General features: G+C 37.8%; 18 protein-coding genes and 2 pseudogenes. 2 read left to right on the forward strand and 18 right to left on the reverse strand.

Going from position 1 to position 18,310, the window contains the following annotated elements:
• Window positions 1–21: 21 nt before the first annotated feature.
• From AR328_RS18755 to AR328_RS18835, 16 genes and pseudogenes are all read right to left on the reverse strand, one after another.
• The gene (locus AR328_RS18755) at window positions 22–714 is read right to left on the reverse strand and encodes an AIM24 family protein (RefSeq protein ID WP_066299765.1); all 693 of its coding nucleotides are present in this window, start codon (window positions 712–714) and stop codon (window positions 22–24) included.
• Entirely contained in the window at window positions 711–1,415 is a 705-nt protein-coding gene (locus tag AR328_RS18760) for a class I SAM-dependent methyltransferase (RefSeq protein ID WP_066299769.1), read from the reverse strand. The genes AR328_RS18755 and AR328_RS18760 overlap by 4 nt, the downstream gene beginning before the upstream one ends.
• Window positions 1,416–1,877: 462 nt before the next feature.
• A pseudogene (mntR, locus tag AR328_RS18765) lies at window positions 1,878–2,303 on the reverse strand (transcriptional regulator MntR); the annotation flags it as partial.
• Between the two features lie 198 nt (window positions 2,304–2,501).
• Window positions 2,502–4,655 (reverse strand): DNA topoisomerase III, encoded by a 2,154-nt coding sequence (locus AR328_RS18770; protein ID WP_066299782.1) that lies wholly within the window; start codon window positions 4,653–4,655, stop codon window positions 2,502–2,504.
• 122 nt (window positions 4,656–4,777) lie between these two features.
• Window positions 4,778–5,026: pseudogene (locus AR328_RS23185) on the reverse strand (glycosyltransferase family 2 protein); the annotation flags it as partial.
• A gap of 188 nt (window positions 5,027–5,214) precedes the next feature.
• Window positions 5,215–5,658, reverse strand: coding sequence for a MarR family winged helix-turn-helix transcriptional regulator (locus AR328_RS18780; protein ID WP_066299795.1), 444 nt, complete (start codon window positions 5,656–5,658; stop codon window positions 5,215–5,217).
• A gap of 291 nt (window positions 5,659–5,949) precedes the next feature.
• Window positions 5,950–6,582 carry an FMN-dependent NADH-azoreductase gene (locus tag AR328_RS18785; RefSeq protein ID WP_066299798.1) on the reverse strand — a complete coding sequence of 211 codons (633 nt, stop codon included), beginning with the start codon at window positions 6,580–6,582 and terminating at the stop codon, window positions 5,950–5,952.
• A gap of 393 nt (window positions 6,583–6,975) precedes the next feature.
• Window positions 6,976–8,070, reverse strand: coding sequence for a GerAB/ArcD/ProY family transporter (locus AR328_RS18795; protein ID WP_066299806.1), 1,095 nt, complete (start codon window positions 8,068–8,070; stop codon window positions 6,976–6,978).
• An 81-nt stretch (window positions 8,071–8,151) separates the two neighbouring features.
• Window positions 8,152–9,237 (reverse strand): GerAB/ArcD/ProY family transporter, encoded by a 1,086-nt coding sequence (locus tag AR328_RS18800; RefSeq protein WP_066299808.1) that lies wholly within the window; start codon window positions 9,235–9,237, stop codon window positions 8,152–8,154.
• 32 nt (window positions 9,238–9,269) lie between these two features.
• The gene (locus AR328_RS18805; RefSeq protein ID WP_066299810.1) at window positions 9,270–10,481 is read right to left on the reverse strand and encodes a Ger(x)C family spore germination protein; all 1,212 of its coding nucleotides are present in this window, start codon (window positions 10,479–10,481) and stop codon (window positions 9,270–9,272) included.
• Window positions 10,482–10,501: 20 nt separating this feature from the next.
• Complete coding sequence (locus AR328_RS18810; protein WP_082677318.1) at window positions 10,502–12,112, reverse strand: spore germination protein; 1,611 nt, start codon at window positions 12,110–12,112, stop codon at window positions 10,502–10,504.
• 155 nt (window positions 12,113–12,267) lie between these two features.
• Window positions 12,268–13,146, reverse strand: coding sequence for a metal ABC transporter permease (locus tag AR328_RS18815; RefSeq protein ID WP_066299813.1), 879 nt, complete (start codon window positions 13,144–13,146; stop codon window positions 12,268–12,270).
• Window positions 13,143–14,078: an iron chelate uptake ABC transporter family permease subunit gene (locus AR328_RS18820; protein ID WP_066299815.1), complete on the reverse strand. Its 936-nt coding sequence runs from the start codon at window positions 14,076–14,078 to the stop codon at window positions 13,143–13,145. The genes AR328_RS18815 and AR328_RS18820 overlap by 4 nt, the downstream gene beginning before the upstream one ends.
• A 5-nt stretch (window positions 14,079–14,083) precedes the next feature.
• Window positions 14,084–14,839, reverse strand: coding sequence for a metal ABC transporter ATP-binding protein (locus tag AR328_RS18825; protein ID WP_066299818.1), 756 nt, complete (start codon window positions 14,837–14,839; stop codon window positions 14,084–14,086).
• An 8-nt stretch (window positions 14,840–14,847) separates the two neighbouring features.
• Window positions 14,848–15,774 carry a metal ABC transporter solute-binding protein, Zn/Mn family gene (locus AR328_RS18830; protein ID WP_066299821.1) on the reverse strand — a complete coding sequence of 309 codons (927 nt, stop codon included), beginning with the start codon at window positions 15,772–15,774 and terminating at the stop codon, window positions 14,848–14,850.
• Window positions 15,775–15,953: 179 nt separating this feature from the next.
• On the reverse strand, window positions 15,954–16,238 hold the full coding sequence (locus AR328_RS18835) for a hypothetical protein (protein ID WP_066299826.1): 285 nt from the start codon (window positions 16,236–16,238) through the stop codon (window positions 15,954–15,956).
• A gap of 343 nt (window positions 16,239–16,581) precedes the next feature.
• Here AR328_RS18835 and cspD point away from each other — a divergent pair, with 343 nt between their 5' ends.
• The gene (gene cspD, locus AR328_RS18840) at window positions 16,582–16,782 is read left to right on the forward strand and encodes a cold-shock protein CspD (RefSeq protein ID WP_009791749.1); all 201 of its coding nucleotides are present in this window, start codon (window positions 16,582–16,584) and stop codon (window positions 16,780–16,782) included.
• Window positions 16,783–16,837: 55 nt separating this feature from the next.
• On the opposite strand, the gene AR328_RS18845 is transcribed toward cspD, so the two are convergent.
• Complete coding sequence (locus AR328_RS18845) at window positions 16,838–17,020, reverse strand: zinc-finger domain-containing protein (RefSeq protein WP_066299832.1); 183 nt, start codon at window positions 17,018–17,020, stop codon at window positions 16,838–16,840.
• 28 nt (window positions 17,021–17,048) lie between these two features.
• On the reverse strand, window positions 17,049–17,705 hold the full coding sequence (locus AR328_RS18850) for a reverse transcriptase-like protein (protein WP_066299839.1): 657 nt from the start codon (window positions 17,703–17,705) through the stop codon (window positions 17,049–17,051).
• A 105-nt stretch (window positions 17,706–17,810) separates the two neighbouring features.
• On the opposite strand from AR328_RS18850, the gene AR328_RS18855 reads away from it, so the two are divergent.
• The gene (locus AR328_RS18855) at window positions 17,811–18,197 is read left to right on the forward strand and encodes a reverse transcriptase-like protein (protein ID WP_066299846.1); all 387 of its coding nucleotides are present in this window, start codon (window positions 17,811–17,813) and stop codon (window positions 18,195–18,197) included.
• Window positions 18,198–18,310: the final 113 nt, after the last annotated feature.

The raw sequence follows: 18,310 nt of genomic DNA on the forward strand, positions 1-18,310 counted from the left end.
CAAAAGGGTGCTTCCGCTTTTCTAAGATTGCTGTGAATAGTAAACTTCCTCAAACGGCTGAACGACAACAAATCCATTGCCTGAAAATTTCATTTGAATGGATTCGCCGCTTCCTCTCCCCAGGAAAGTTTTGAAAGAAATATCAGTCACAAATTCAGGCTGCAATGTCCCTGACCATGCAACAGTTGCATTCGGGTCTGTAAATACTGGATTATCAGGAGTTACTAGCAAGGTTAAAGGCTCATAATGCGAGGTGATGGCAACCATCCCAGTCCCTTCTAGACGAACATTGAAGAGCCCGCCTGAAAGCATTCCTGCCACTCGTCTCATTAACTTAATATCCCAGCTGATAGATGGCTCAAACGCAAGTAAATCATTTCCGTTCACAAAAATAGAATCTCCCTGCAAATGTAGGACAGAGATTTTTTTCCCTTGATCGGCTAAATATAATTTTCCGTTTCCTGTCGCTTTCATTAAGGAAGTGCCTTCTCCGGTTAATGCTTTTTTAAACATTTTCCCAATTCCGTGTTCAAGAATGCCCTCCCGTTCAAATTTAATATTGCCTCGGTAGGATATCATAGCTCCAGTTTTTGCCCAGATTTGATTATTTAAATTAATCTCTAATATTCTTGGTGTTTCAAGCTCAAATAACCCTTCCCCTTTATCCTGCTGCTGAGTTGACTGTACAAAATCATGAATTGAATAACGGCTCATTTGTCTTCCTCCAAATCTTTCTTCCCATTTTTCAACATAAAAACCCACATAAATGAAAGGGATTGCTTTAATTCTATCGATAAGGACCCTTTAGGAAGCTGTTCAGCCGCGCGCTTATACACGCCAAGCTCGCCAACTTTATGCCAATCATTCTCTTCTGCTAGTTTCTCGAATTCCCAGGGCATCATCGTATTACATATTACCTTTTCCCGATATAGCCGCATATAACTATTTACTCTTGGCGCAGCAGTTGGCCCAAGAATGCCAATGCAGGCGAATCCCCCAGGCTTTACAGCTCTTTGGGCTTCCATTAAGACCTTTAGAGGATCCTCGGTCCACTCTAAAGAGTTAATCGCCATTACAGCATCTAAGCTATTATCAAAAAAGGGAAGGGCAGAAATATCTCCTTTCATAAATTGTGATCGATTATGCTGATTTATTTCCTTTGCTCTCCCAATCATTTCATCGGAAACATCAATTCCTGTAACCATATATCCAGCTTCGGATAGCTTTAATGATCCGAAACCATCTCCACAGCCAAGATCACCTACAGAACCGCCGGAAGGAACAAATTCTGCAAAAAATGGCGGGATCTCTTTTCTGCTGCCACTTTCCCACATTTCTTTGCTCATTGAATTCCAGCTAGTGGATTTCTCATCCCATTGTTTCTCTGCCTCTTTACTCCATTCAAAATTTTGCATAATCCCCCTCGCTTTCACACAATTTAGAACTGAACAAATAAAATAAATGTCTCTCCTTTATTATTTCTCTATTAAGAATACGAATCCTTTGTTTAAAAATACAATACTTGAGAAAAATAAGACTATTCAAAGGAGGAGAAACTTTTGTTAGAAGAACAGCTAGTCGCTGTACACAGAAATTATTATGGAGATATTATAAGTTTTAAAACGTCAAATTGACGAATCATTTCCTATCAAAAAGCTTTACAAGAGGCGGAAATTGGTCAGATAACGGGAGTGAATATACAAAATGGCCAGGATGGACATTCTTCCATCTTAGTGCCTGAGACTTCCATATCTTTTCATGACTGGCCTGAAATGTATTAAAGGACCTGCATCATTGGCAGGTCCTTACTATTGCTCTTGGGCTAACTTTTGTTCTTGGTCTTCCTCTTGTTCTTGATTTTGTTCTTCCGCTGCCTCTTGCTCTTCCTCTTCGTTTTGTCTTTGAATCTCTCTTAACGCTTCAACCCGCTCGGCATTCTCATCAAAATACTGAACGAGATCGCCGATTCTGTCGATTGCATCCCAGCTTAAATGATGTTCAATCCCTTCAACATCGCTGTAGATATTTTCTTCTTTTACTCCAATTAACCGAAGCATCTGCTCCAGCAAATCATGCCGAAATACAAGTCTTTTTCCAATCTTATTGCCTTTTGAAGTCAGACTTAAACCTCTGTATTTTTCATAAACTAGATATCCATCTTTATCAAGCTTCTGAACCATTTTTGTAACAGAGGAGGGATGTACCGCGAGAGCTTCTGCTATATCTGAAACACGGGCATAGGTTTTCTCGGCAATTAACATGTAAATCTGTTCGATATAGTCTTCCATACTAGGTGTTGGCATCGAATACCCTCCCATATGAACTGGCCAAATATCTTTGTCCTATTTTTCGTATACTTCATTATATGAAAATGACAATGCAAAGTGCCTATTTTTAAAGGCAGCTGTCAAAGTTAATATCATATAAATATCTTAAGGCCTCTAAAAAGTTTACTACATTCATCCTAGTGAAACAAGGAATTCAGGCGGCTAATGTTTACTCTATTGGTTCTGAAACGAAAACTTTACTCTCTTTTCCTTATCATCCCACATTAGTTTTGCCGAAAAAGTTTTTTCCTTGCCTTTAAAACCTTCGATTAATTCTGTCGCGCTATCCTGGAGCAGCTGCTTAACAATCTTTTGTGTGATGGATTTTCCCATTATTTTTTTTGAGATAGTAAAATTACATTTCGTTTTACTAAAATTCGTACATCCATAAAACTTGCCTTTATCAATGACCTTGCCTTCACAAAATTTGCACTTGCCAATGGCAGTTGCTCTCTTTTGATTCGATTTTCCAGGTGTGAAGCCATCTTTATCTTCTTCATTGAATGCCCATTCCCCGGCATTTTTTACAGATGCTTCAATAATATGCGAAACCATTTTATTTGTCTGCTCCATAAATTGCTTTGGGGAGGCCTCACCATTTGAAATGTCTTTAAGGCGCTGCTCCCATTTGGCAGTCATCTCTGGAGAGGCAAGAATTTCGGATCCAATGGCACCGATTAATATGTTTGCCTTCGGTGTTGCATATACTAGATTTTTATTGATATCAATATAATTTCGGTCTTTCAACATCGTTATAATGCCTGCTCTTGTTGCTTCTGTTCCAAGGCCTTCTGTTTTCATCAGCACTTTTTCCAGCTCTTTGTCTTCTATATGCTTGCCTGCAGTCTTCATGAGTGTAATAAGCTGACCTTCTGTGTATCTTTTAGGCGGCTGTGTTTTACTTTCTTTTACCTCTGCCTTTATCACATTGCCTTTTTCTCCTTTTTGCAATAGAGGCAATTCTGGTTCATTGTCTTTTTCCACCTGCGGAATGACCTTCCTCCATCCCTCTTCTAGCTGAACCTTCCCCTTTGATAGAAATTTAGCTCTCCCTTCAACGAGTGTTTTTACGGTCGTATATTCGGTGACAGCCTTACCATAATTTGCAGCAATAAGACTCCGCACAATTAAGTCATACAGCTTTTTTTCATCAGGAGAAAGCTTTTCCATGTTCGGTACTTGCTCAGTAGGAATGATTGCATAATGGTCTGTTACTTTTTTGTCATTCACATATCTTTTATTAGAAATAAGTGAATTGGTCGGCAAAGGGAAAAAGGCTTGATAATCACTGATTCGTCCGATTTTATTCAGAGTTTCCGGAAATAGCTCAGCTTCCCCTTTTGTCACATGTCTCGAATCAGAACGCGGATAAGAAACGATCCCTTTTTGGTAAAGCTTTTGTAATACATCTAACGTTTTTTTCGGAGGCAGCTTAAAGCGGCGATTTGCTTCTGCCTGAAGTGATGATAAATTAAATAATAGCGGAGGAAGAAATTCCTTTTTTTCTGCCTGAACTTCTGCAACCTCCGCTTCTTTATTTTGGCAAAAAGCAGCGATTTTTTCGGCAAGCTCCTTTGTCTTTATTCGCGTCTCTCCGTCATTTTCCCATTTTCCCATATATTTTTTTCCATTTATTTTGAATTGGGCTTGGACTTCCCAAAAAGGTTCTGAAACAAAGCTCTGAATCTCGTTTTCTCTTTTGACAATTAAGGCAAGAGTCGGTGTTTGCACCCTTCCTACTGAAAAAACATCAGAAAAGCCTTGCTGCTGGAGAAGAAGACTATATAGACGGGAAGCATTCATCCCAACGACCCAGTCAGCACATGCTCTCGTATATGCCTCATAATAAAGGTTACGGGTTTCTGATTCTTCCAGTAATGATTGGAAACCATCTTTGATGGCTTTTGGGGTTAACGAGGATATCCAGAGCCTTTTCATCGGAAGCCTTGATTTAGTCAGACGGAGAATGTTTCTAATAATTAATTCTCCCTCACGCCCTGCATCCCCAGCATGAATGACTTCAGTCAGCTTGGGATCTGAAAGGAGATTTTTTATGATGTAAAATTGCTTTGCTTTATCTTTCGTCACTTCATATTCAAATTGTGATGGTGTAATCGGCAGTGTATGTAGTGACCATTTCTTCCATGCGGAATCGTATTTTTCTGGTGCTGCCAGCTGACAGAGATGGCCTACTGCCCATGTCACATAGGCTCCTTGGGGAAAAACATCATTTGGAAATATTTCGACAAACCCTTGGTGCTTCTTCATTTTAAAAACGGAAGCCAGTGTCACTCCCTGATCAGGCTTTTCCGCAATAATAAGTTTCATCTCTTGCTCACTTCCAATTTGGATGATAATTTTAGACAACTATATTAATACTACTGAATCAGCGAGCAAATAACTAGACTTTAATCAAACAGTTTTCTAATTATTAATTTATAGGAGCATTGCTACCAAACGCGTTTAAATTTAAATAGCTCTTGTAAATAACCCCAAATGGAAATCGGAGACATGATCATCTGATAGCAAAGAATAAATAAAATAAATCCTAATTTGTTTTTTCTTACATTTAGGTGAAGCTTTTTAAATACATAATTTTTCTGATACATATAAAGCAATCCATAACTAATAAAAGTTAAAGGCAAAACTAATAGAGTCATAGGACCTACAATCCAGAAAAATCCAAAGAAAGCTAGAATTCAGCTGCTTCTTTACTCACCTTTAAACTCATCTATTCACCGCTTTCTAAGAATAATAAACTTCTTATACTTCTAAAACAACTTATTCTCAAATAAACTCAATTGAAACAATGGTTTAGTATACCAGAATTTTGAAAATAGCTTCTTCAATTCGATAAGTTGATTAATCAAGTGATAACCTAAAAAAATTACTTTGGCGGTAATTCTTTTTTTAGGCTATGTTTATGGACACGAGTCATCAGTTTGTACAATGTTTTGGTTTCTTCTTCATTTAAAACCTCATCAAAAAATGACGATTGAAACGCAAGTTGAGCTGGCATTGCCTCATATAAAATTGCTTCACCTTTCTCAGTGAGATTGATCGTTTTCGTTTTCCAATCTTGCTTGCGTATAATGTAGCCTTCTTTCTCAAGTCGTACAAGCATACGGGAAATACCGCCTTGCGTAACTGTTATTTTATCGGCTAACTCCATTTGCGTGAGTGGCTGGTATACCTGTATTTGCACGAGCACATCAAATTGTGCTGTTGTTAAATCAAAACGTTTCAAAAAATCATTCGATAAGTGGTTACTGTAGTTAGTAAAACGCATTAAGCGTAACCATATTAAAGACCCCATCGTATTATTACGCAAATGGTTTCCCTCCCCTACATGAATCTTGTTATCACTTTACCACGAAACTGATAAAAAATCAAGCTAGACGCAAGTATAAAGGAACAAAGGTTGGGATACTTGCCCAATGCATGTACACAATGTAGAACAGATAAAAAATGATGCTTCCATTACTAAGAAAGCATCATCTTTTATTTTTTGCTGGTTTCATACCAATAGAATCAAACCAGCCCCCTGTACCTTTTAAGCCATAGCCTCCAAACCATGGAGTAAAATCTAATTCCAAATTTTACTCCTTTTTATTATGAAAAATTATACTAGTACTGCTGATAAACCTTTTGCTACATTTTCTACTTTTGCTAAACCTTCGGCAATTATCGTTTCGGCTTGAGCAGGCATTGCAGCATGACCTTCAATAATCACTTCATCAAGAAGCTTCATACCGAATACTCCGCCGCATACATTTTTAATATAAGTAGCAGCCATTTCCATTGGTGAAGCTTCTGGTGATGAATAAATGCCACCGCGAGCACTTAGAACAACAAATTTTTTGTCAGTTAATAATTGTACTGCATTGCCATTTTCATCATATTTGAAAGAGAATCCAGCTTGGTAGATATAGTCAATGAAAGATTGCAATTTAGCTGGGATTGTTAAGTTCCATAATGGGAATGCGAATACAACTACATCTGCAGCTGTTACTGCATCCATTGCTTTTTGTTTTGCAGCCAAAATACGTTTTTCCACGTCTGTCATTTCTTCACCAGACGCAACCTTACCGAAAGCGCTGAATAAGTCTTGACCAAGGTAAGGCATATCTTCTGCAAACACATCGTAAGTCGTTACGTTTACACCTTCAATATTATTCATGAAAGCTTCATACATTTTAGTTGAAACTGCTTCTGATGCTGGACGGTTGTTTGCTTTTACTACTAGAATATTCATTATGTTATAAGTCTCCTTTAGATGTCTTTGATTTAATTATCTCGAATTAATAATATATTAAAATATCAAAATGGTCAACAATTCAATCTTACTAATTTTTATCCAATTTTTGGCGCATAATAATATCATTAATTTATTAAGGGGAGTATTGATGATTAAAGTATTAGGCATTTTTGTTCTCTTATTATTTTTAACGACCTCACTTAGTGTTTTTTTAGATCTTCTTTTGGGATTTCCACTCTACCACGCAATGTTCCATTTACTAAATCCATTTTGGGTAATGGAACCAGGAGAGTATATTATGGTTATCTTTCTTTTTTTATTAACAATTGGGCAACAAATCTTGTTTAAAATAAAAAATAAAGCTAACAAACAGAACTCGTCTAGTTAGCTTTATTTATTAAACAGCTTACGAATCATTGAAACAGCAAACATCAATAAAGGAAGGATCACCAAAAATGGAATATAAAGGTATCTCGTTGTAATTGTTACACCTTCATATAAATGCTCTGAATAATCTGAGGCCATAATCATCGATAAAAAGGTGATTAATACTGCCATTGGCAAAATAATTTGCTGCTGATTTTTTACTTTAAACAAATCGGTTGTACCAACAACAACAAAATAATAAAAAATGGAAAGTTTAAAAAACATCGTAATCAAATTCGTATAAACAACAAGAACATCGATTCGCTGGATAAAATCAAATAGATTTACTTTTGCAATAGTTGATAGTAACGGGAAAGTGGCATTCTCAGCTTGTTCGATACCGAGGACGCCGATTTTTATAGCGGTTGTCCAACTTAAGACTAATCCGCTTGAAATTAAGGCAAACAGCCATACTTTCTTTACTGATTGGGGCCGATTTAGAGAAGGGATGATCATCGCAAATACAATCAATTCTGCAAAAGGATAAACAGTCGTTAACGGAAAGGCTGTCTTTAAAATGGGCTTCCAGCCATTTTCAAGTATCGGCAGCAAATTTGGCAATGTAAAATTACCTGAAACTAGTATTAATAAATTTCCCGCTAAACCGATTACAATCAAGACAACAATAAATACTTCTGCCGTTCTCGCTAATACTTCAATCCCTAAAAAAAGCACATAGGAAACTGAAAGAATCATTAATATATTAAGAACCAGTAACGGTGTTTTCGGCATTGTCGATGAAAGGAGCAAATCCCCAAAATTTCGTAAAGACCGGGCAGCATCGTATATAAATAAAACAACATATAACAAGCCAATCATCCACCCGAGATATTTCCCAAAAATTTTTCTAAGAACCCCAGTGAATAGCAGATTTGGATATTGGCGAAAGATAAAATAGTAAATAAAGAATAGTGCAATCGCGCCGCATAGGCCGACAAGAATTGCTAGCCAAGCGTCCTTTTTGGCTGTCATTCCATAATTAATGACGATCGCACTCCCCATTTCAAATAAAAACATGAGTGCAAATAATTGAATGGCACTAATTTTTACCTTCTCCATCTCTTTAGTAGCCCTCCTTTCGTTACCTGATCTTCACGTAGTAATCGAAATAGGAAAATCAGTCTACCTAGCTTAATTTTTTTACCGGTTTCTAAGCAAAGTAACGAAAACCATCAACAATGGAATGACTACAAAAAGTGGAATATAAAGGACGTAAGGGATAATGTCTAATCCTTCTTCAATATGTTCCGAGAAATCTGCAGCGATGGTCATTGATAAAAAGACGAGAATAATCGCAATAGGCAAGATGATCTGTTGATGACTTTTTAAATGGAACAAATCAACGATTCCAATTAATGCACAATAAAAAAAGATCGATATTTTGAAAAACATTGTAATAAGAAAAGTAAAGACGACAATCACATCGAGTCTTTGAATAAATTCTAGCAGATTGACTTCTGCAATCGTTGATAATAACGGAAATGTCGATCGCTCTACTTGTTCAACTCCAAGCACGACAATATTTATACTTAATGTATAGCTTAATAAAAGCCCGCTTGAAATTAATACAGACAGCCATACTCTCTTTACTAATTTTGCTTGATTTAAATATGGAAGCAGCATCGTAAAAGCGATAATTTCCCCGAAAGGGAAAAAAGTCGTTAGCTTAAATGCTGTCGTTAATACTGGTTTCCAGCCATTTTCAAGAAACGGCAGCAAATTTTGCACATTGATATTCCCTGACAGAAAGATGACAATGTTTCCTATTAACCCTAAAGTGATTAAGATCACAATAAATACTTCGGATGTCCTAGCTAAAACTTCAATTCCTAGATAAAGGACATAACAAACCGCGAGAACCATTAAAATATTAAGGGCTAATAACGGTGTTTTTGGCATCGTTGATGAAAGCAATAACTCGCCGAAATCACGCACATTCCGGGAACCTGCATACAGAAAGAAAACAACGTATAATAAACCAACTACCCACCCAACATATTTGCCGAATATTTTTCTCGTAAAGCCAGTTAATGGCAAGGCAGGGTACTGACGAATTAAAAAATAATAAATAAAAAATAAGACAATGCCACCGAGCATTCCTAGAAGAATAGAAAGCCATGCATCTTTTTTGGCACTAATTCCAAGAGCAACGACAAGCGCACTCCCAAGTTCAAACAAAAACATGAGAGTAAATAGTTGTATGGCGCTAATTTTCGCTTTCTCCATTGTTTTTAGTCCCTTCATCCCAAGTCAGAATTTCATTTTATATATGATTTTGTTCGCAAACCAGTACGACGGATAAATCCATTTACTTCGAGAATAACTTCTGTCTCGGGGAAAATTTCATCATTCCATTTTCCCTTCAAACTTTTCCATAATTTCGGATCCTTACGATTGACGTATTCACCAAAACGAAAAATATCGGTTTTCGCCTCTTTCGCAGCTTCTAATGCCATCTTAACTTCCTCTTTAATTTCCTTTTCCATCTGTTGTTCAAGTACTTCGATGGTTTTATAGTTACTAAGATCAATCGGACAATGAACTTCTGAAATGCCTCCCTCTCCTCTTACTGAAAGATGAATAATTGGCTTATTATTAATTATTTTTACTTTTATTTTAGATTTGGCGCGAACAAGTTCAACGGCTATCCCCTTTTTTTTCTCTGGACAATTTAAATTAATAATCGTGGATTTCAATTCATTATTGATCCATGTAGCGCCGCGAGCAGCATTTCCATCCAACCATTTTTCGAGTTTCCCATCTTTAAAGATCGCAAGTCCACTTATCTCTATATTTGTCTTTGGGGTTATGAGTTGTACATTCGTTAATTTGTTCCCGGCTTTCGGGTTTCCATTAATTTGAATCCCAGTTAAAATAGCCGCTCCTTCGTTTAATTGTTTAATGACTTGGTCAGCACGAATAGACGAAAACTCTCCCCAGATTTTTTTTGTCGATTCTAAGCCGCCAACAATTTTGGCGGCGGGAAGAGGTTCGAGCGGTGTTGATATTTGCAGCAATGTCTTTGCGGAGTAATTTTTGACGATTAATACAGGGAAAAGCTCCCGGAATTGACCATCACGTTCAATTAAATCAAATATATCTTGAATGCCAGTTTTTCTTGCCACCCCCTCCCCAATCACCATCAATTGAACATGAGGAAAAAAAAGTTCCTGTGGAGATTGCGGTGAAATTTTTCGTAGTGCCTCTGCAATTGTGCTGCCTGTAGCTGAAAGGGTCGTCACGGGAGAAGCTGGATTACTCATTCCTTTCCCTTGATTACCAATTTGTCCTTCATTAATAATTTGGACCGAAACACGGTACCTGTTCTCAATATCTTCCTCATCATCTCCTTCATCAATGCCAATCATACTTACGATATCCAAGTCCTGTAATTCGGCACGATCCCAACAGCCTGATACAAGGACCGAAGATAAAATAAAAAAAAACAGGATGATAGATTTATGTTTCATTGGCTTCCCTCTCTCACTCGTTATCCTTTATTTCTCTGTGAAGGGCCTCGATTTTGTGTAGGATCTGTCCTCTTTATTCTTATTTGACTAACTAAACGAGGACGTTTAGACAATAATGGCATCGGTAAACGAATAATTGTATCTTTCCAATCTGCGAAAATAAGCGGTGCATAAGGAGCCAAATAAGGAATCCCGAAAGAACGGATACTGCATGTATGAGCGACTAACATAATGACCGCAAGACCAAGCCCATAAAGCCCAAATGTAGCGGCAAAAATCATCATGATGAAACGCAATAATCGGGAGGCATTCATCATTTGATTGTGAGGGATCGTAAAACTTGAGATTGCTGTCCCTGCCACGACAATGACCATCGCACTTGAAACAATTCCCGCTTCAACAGCTGCTTGTCCGACTACGAGTGCGCCAACAATCGAAACTGCCTGCCCGACTGGCCGCGGCAGCCGAACACCAGCTTCCCTTAACACTTCAAATGTAAATTCCATCAGAAAAGCCTCAATAAATACAGGAAACGGAATTCCTTGCCGCTGAGCTGCCAGTTTTACTAATAAAGTGGTTGGAATCAATTCTGGGTGAAACGAAATAAACGCGATAAACAGACTTGGACCTAAAATAGTGATGATAAATGCAATGGTTCTTAGAAAGCGCCAAAAACTAGCAATAATCCAATGTACGTGATAATCTTCAGCTGCCTGAAAAAATTGTGTCCACGTAGCTGGTAAAATCATTGGTTCGGGTGTGCCATCCACAAAAATAGCAATTCGGCCTTCCAACAACTCTCCCGCCACAACATCCGGGCGTTCTGTATTTAACACAGTAGGCCAAATAGTCCATATATCATCTGAAATCCATTCTTCAAGTGCATTAGAACCATCCAACTCATCTGCTTCGATTTTGCCAATCCGCTCCTTCACTTCGGTAAGCAGCTTGTCATTGACTAACCCTTTCATGTAGATGATGCCAATATCTGTTTGAGTGATGTTGCCAAGCTTCATCGTTTCCATCCATAAATTTGGGCTTTTAATTCTTTGACGAACCATAGCTGTATTCGTGATTAGCGTCTCTGTAAAGCTATTTTTTGGCCCCCGAACAGCAGATTCTGTCATCGGTTCGGTAATTGCTCTCATCTCTCCGCCTTGTGCAGAGCATCCAATTGCTTGATTCCATCCATCGATCAATAGAATCGTTTGTCCTGATAATAGAGAAAGGATTAGTTTATTCCAATCCCTTATTTCCGAAATCCCCCCGATTGTTAAAATATTATCTTTGATGTTAGATACTACTTGTTTCAGTGACTCTGGGCCAACGATTCCATCATCAAATTTTCTATTTTCCATTAATCGTTCTAAGATTAAACTGCCAATGAGTTCCTTATCTGCTAAGCCATTTATATAAAGCACGGCTACTTTATGGTGAGAAGGTTTACCCATTTTAAACTCACGAATCGCTAAGTCTCCGCTGTTACCGAGTGCATTTCCGATATTCACTAAATTTTCATCTAATTGATCACTAATTTCTTGGTTAGTTGGAGGGAGATTTGTTTCTTCATATTGGCGTACTTGTTTACTTTTTTTGGCATTTTTAAATAATCGATTCAGTGCATTGTTCATCCCCAACACTCCAAGTTCATGATGTTACTTGTTTCACCACTTAGCATGCGTCGATTTCCAGTAATTAATGTATTTGAGATTTATCGCCAAATAAAAATTATGAATATAAACTTATTGAATAAAAAGAAGCCCTTCACCTAAGGAAGAGCTTCTTTTTATTCGGTTTTCAGTTTTTTGTTAGCTAATTTTTTCGTAATGAATCCTTTCGGAGGTGAAAATAAAAATACGAGTGCAAATAGAATTCCATTCATGGTAGCCATGCTTCCTGAAATGGATACATCTTGCCAGCTGGCTAAATAGTACCCAATAATGGCTGCACCTACTCCGAAAATGGCACTTAATAATAGCATCATACTTAATTTATCTGTTAATAAATAGGCAGATGCACCGGGTGCAATGAGCATTGCAACAACTAAAATGGCGCCAACACTATCAAATGATGCAACTGTAGTAATCGATACCATCCCCATCAATAAGTAGTGGATCAGCAAAACTGGAATGCCAATGGCTGCAGCCATGCTTGGATCAAACGAGGTTATTTTCAATTCTTTGTAGAATAACAGAATAATAATTAAGTCGATGATAAGCACAGCAGAAAGCATTAAGAACGCTTTTGGCAATTCTGGCAAAGGGCCCCATTGCACAAGATCCCAAGGGACAAATGTGATTTCCCCCATTAAAGCGTGATCAACATCTAAATGGACATCTCCGGCATACAAGGTGATAAGGATAACCCCGACTGCAAATAGAAAGGTGAAAACGACGCCAATTGACGCATCCTCTTGAATCCCTGAGCTATGAAAAACTTGAACAAGGAAAGCAGTCAATAAGCCTACAACTGTCGCGCCAATTAGCATATACATCCCGTTCATGCTCTGGCTAATAATGAACGCTAGGACGATGCCAAGAAGTACAGTATGGCTAATCGCATCTGCAAGCATGGAAAGCTTACGCAAAATGAGAAAGCAGCCAGTAATTCCGCATGCAATGCCGGCTAGTGAAGCAACAATTAATATCCATCCTTCATAGCTCATGATAGGCCACTTCCTTTTTGCCGATGCAACATTTGCTTTTCTCTTATTTGCTTATCACGAAGAATTCTTTTTATCCTTTTCGTTACAAAGCCTCTTTGAGGCGCAAAAAGCATAGAAATGAGAAACAATGCTGTAGCAGTAACGACAATAAATGGTCCTGTTGCTAAGCCCTCTCTAAGTGTACTTATCAAAGTACCAGCCATTCCAGATATAGCCCCGAAAACACCAGAGATGACAACCATTTTCCCAAGCGATTCCGTCCAATATCGTGCAGCAATCGCTGGTGTAATTAATAACGCAGCCATTAGTATAACTCCGACAGCCTGTATGCCAATCACGACAGCCGCTACTAATAATGTCAGAAAAAGAAAATTCAAGAAACGAGATGGAAGCCCCAATCCGATTGCGAATTCTGGATCGAACGTTAATACTTTTAACTCTTTAAAAAGCAAGGCCGTTACTAAAATTAAAACAGCAGCCGTACTAGCCATAATCTTGACATCATTTCCTACTAGCGAAGCCGCCTGGCCAAAAATAAAATCACTAAGCCCGCTCTTATTTCCGGACGGAGACTGAGCCACCTTTGTTAATAATACAATCCCAAATCCAAAAAACACCGACAACACTAAACAAATAGCCGCATCCTCTTTCAAAATGGAGGCTGATGTAATGAATTGAATACAATAAGCTGCCAGGAGTCCTGTGATCGTTGCCCCAATTAATAATGCTACAAGTGATTTCTCTCCTATAAGCAAAAATGCAATGCATATTCCCGGTAAAGCAGCATGTGCGACCGCGTCCCCTATCAAACTTTGTTTTCTTAGGAGTGCTATGCTGCCAAGAACACCACTCGCTATTCCTAGTAACATCGTACCGAGAAGTACCCACTGTGTATTTGCATCAAGCAGGAGCAGTCTTAACATGTCATTCATTAGAATCACCCCCGATGCGTTTCCGCGACTATTTGACCTTTTTCTAAAAACGTCAGCTTTCCGCCATATGTCCGATGAAGATTTTCAATTGTAAATATTTCTTCTGTTGTTCCAGCAGCAATTACTTTTATATTCAGTAGAATCACATGGTCAAAATAGTCCTTCACTGTCTGCAAATCATGGTGAACAACAAGAACGGTTTTTCCCTGATTTTTCAATTCATTTAAAAGATCAATAATGGCTCTTTCCGTGGCTGCATCCACCCCAACGAATGGTTCATCCATAAAGTATATCTTTGCATCTTGGGCAAGTGCTCTAGCGAGGAAAACCCTTTGCTGCTGACCACCAGATAACTGACTTATTTGCCTGTCAGCATACTCTTCCATACCGACCTTTCTTAAACATTCTTTTGCATATTCAATATCCTTCTTTCCCGGCCTTTTAAACCAGCCAATATGTCCATACCGCCCCATTAACACAACGTCAAGTGCATTAGTAGGGAAATCCCAGTCAACAGATCCTCTCTGCGGGACATACCCAACAATCTTATCTTTTGGACTATATAATTTTCCGTAAATTTCCACATTTCCCGAGGTTTTTGGTATTAATCCTAACACGGCTTTAATCAATGTAGATTTCCCTGCCCCATTCGGCCCGATAATGCCAATCAGCTTTCCTTCCGGCACCTCAAATTGAACATCTTCTAATACAGGTTTCTTTTGATAAGCAACGGTTAAATTCTCCACTTTGACCGGATTCATATTCTCACCTACTTCATTGAATTTACAATTGTGTTTACATTATGTTTATACATGCCAATATAAGTACCTTCTTCGGTTCCCTCTTCACCCATCGCGTCTGAGTAAAGCTCTCCCCCAATTTTCACTTCATGGCCCTTTTTCTTTGCCCCTTCAATGACCGCATTAATGGAACGTTCGGAAATACTTGACTCAATAAACACGGCTTTAATATTTCTAGTAACCAATAACTCTACTATTTTTTGAACATCGCCAAGCCCATATTCTGAATCAGTACTTAAGCCTTGTAAGCCTTCTACTTCCATATTGTATGCCGCACCAAAATATCCAAAGGCATCATGTGCTGTCACTAGGACTCTTTGTTCGGAAGGAATTTTCTCCATTTCGGCAACAGCAAATTCTTTTAACTCTTTTAATTTATTAAAATACTCCTGTGCATTTTTTTCATAGTAAGCTTCATTGTCAGGATCCGCTTTTATGAGGCCATTTTCAACTTCCGTTAATGCCTTCTGCCATAATTCAATATCAAACCAAATATGCGGATCGATGGCACCTTTCCCATCTGCCTTCAATAATAGGTCTTCTTCCTTAAGCGAATCACCAATCGCATAAGTTGGTTTATCTTTATTCATTTTCTCGAGGACATCGAGCATTTTCCCTTCTAAGTGAAGCCCGTTATAAAAGATTACATCTGCTTTTTGCAGCTTCCCAATATCCCCTTGTGTAGCTTTATAAAGGTGAGGATCAGTTCCTGGCCCCATCAGACTTTGTACGTCCACCTTGTCACCGCCGATGTTTTTTACCGCATCAGCTATTTGGCTAATCGTTGTTGTTACAACGAGCTTGTCACCACGTTGATATCCATTTGAAGAGTCAGATGAACAAGCGCCAAGAATAATTAATGATAATACAAGCAGCATCCCTAATAATTTTTTCATTAATCTTCACCTCTTTTATTTGAGTGTATGCACGTTTATTCAATAAGTGCACATATCTTTGATATATACACCAATTTTTCATCCATATATAAATGTTGCCTTAGTACAACATTTTAAACCGAATCATAAAATTGTCAATTATTTTTCCAAAAAAAAAACGGCTTTCGCCGAATTAATTTTTATTTATACGGTTTAATTGTTAAGTTTTCTTGAATATACCATCTATCCTTACTGACAATATTGGAGATTGTTAATATAAGGGAAGGGATTTTCTCAACATTAAATACAATTAATCCAATTTGATCATTCATAATGATGAAAGACTCTCCATGTGGAAAAGATGGGAGCTGCTTGCCCAAGTGAGCAATAGAGCTAACGATAATTTGTTTAATTTCCGGCTCTATTTGGACATGAGGAGAGAATCTTAATATCCAATCATCTTTATCAATCGAAAATCGGTACATGCTCTCACCCTCTTTTGAGTATTGCTTAATTAATAATAGATATGAAAAATGATTAATATTATGAATTAGTGAAAAGTTTTTTTTCGTGTTGAATGAAAACCTTTTTTCAGAATATCAATATGAATTTTTATTAAATTTCAGAAATATTTCAAATATTTGATAGTTTTTATGAAATTATCCCCAAATTCCTTGACTGAATCGGTACATTCGTGTATATTAAAATCATCATTTAACAGAATATATTTCCGTTATTTCTAGAAATATCTGCTTTGTATTTTGTTGGGTGGTAATATTTATCTTGGACACAAAAAGTGTCTTGAAAGGCTTAGGAGGCAAAGTTAACATGCAAAACGGTAAAGTAAAATGGTTCAACAATGAAAAAGGATTCGGTTTTATCGAAGTAGAAGGCGGAGATGATGTATTCGTACACTTCACAGCTATTCAAGGTGACGGATTCAAATCTTTAGAAGAAGGCCAAGAAGTTTCTTTCGAAATCGTTGAAGGAAACCGCGGACCTCAAGCAGCAAACGTTGTAAAACTATAATTTTATAAATAATCAGGCTGGCAATCATTTTGCCAGCCTTTATTTATGTTTAACGTTAAGATTTAGAAAGCTTGCTCCCGGTAAGCTTTATTTGTTCCCCTACTGTACATTTTGTAATGCAAAATCTGTGGGCATATCTTTTACCCTTTTCGTCTTTATGAAGTTTATGCAGCAGACAGCCTTGACAATAGGTGATCATTAAATCCTCTACCTCGTCAAATATTTGCTTTCTTTTCAATTCACGCCCACCCCTTTCATCAAGTCACCTAAATGACTTGCATCTTACTATTAATCATTTTCCCTTCAAGCGCTTGTGTGGCAAGCTTATCCGCTTCTTTATTTTCTGTTCTTGGGATTGGGGAATATCTTGCATCAATTGAAAGCTTCTTTATTTTTTGTTCAATTCGATCAAGCCATCGATTTAAATTTTCTTCAAAACATGGCCATTCTCCTTTAAGCTGCATTAATACTCCTTGTGAATCCCCTTTAAATTCGCAGATCATATGGTGCACACCCATTTCTTCAAGCAAGTTTAATGTAAAGTAAAGAGCCGCATATTCAGCTTCATTATTATTCTCAATTTCATGAAAGAGTTCATTTGCACGAATGCGATATTTCTTCTTCCCTTGTTTATAATAAATGACCGCACCAAGTCCAGCCTGAAAAGCGGCTTTATTAAATCCTCCATCAAAGTATACGGTTACGTCGTGTGGATCTTCCTCAATTTCGGTAAGAAGCTTCCGCATTTCTTTCGTCGTCCATGATGTCCCCATTTCATCATGATAGAGAATATCTCTTCCTTTTCCGCTCTTCTCAATATCCTCTCCCACTAATAAAGCCACTTCGCCATCTAGCCAGTCAGACTGAAAGACTACTCCGTCATTCCCTTTTATTTTATAAGTCCACTCCAATTTATATTTCATTTTTTTCAGCCTTTCTTAACTTACACATTATTGGTACACTTATTTTATCTTACCCTGTTGTCGGTCAGAATAAAAATTTTCTGTTTAAATTTGGAGGAAGCTTGTTTGATTGAAGTATACATTGATGGTGCGAGTGCGGGCAATCCCGGGCCTAGCGGTGCAGGAATTTTTATAAAAGGAAATGGTCTCATTGAAAGATATTCCATACCGCTTGGCCAAATGGAAAATCATGAAGCCGAATATCATGCATTTATTAAAGCGCTGGAGATCTGTATTGAAAAAGGATATCGAGTCGTTTCATTCCGGACTGACTCCCAAGCTGTTAATCGAGCCATTGAAAAGGAGTACGCCAAAAAGGGCTATGCCTCATTACTCGAAACAGCTCTGAAATTAAGCAGGCAGCTTGATCTCTTTTTCATGAAATGGGTCCCTAGTACTGAAAATAAGGCAGCAGATGAATTAGCAAGAGCAGCCATACGAAAAAATAAATAAGGACGAAATGGATACTGTGAACTGCCCCCTGTCAAGTAGACAGTGGTAATAATAAAATTGATCTAAGCGGCTTTAGCTCTATATTCCATAGGGCTAAGGCCGTTTAATCGTTT

Source organism: Bacillus sp. FJAT-29937 (genome assembly GCF_001509555.1).
GTDB lineage: Bacteria > Bacillota > Bacilli > Bacillales > Cytobacillaceae > Cytobacillus.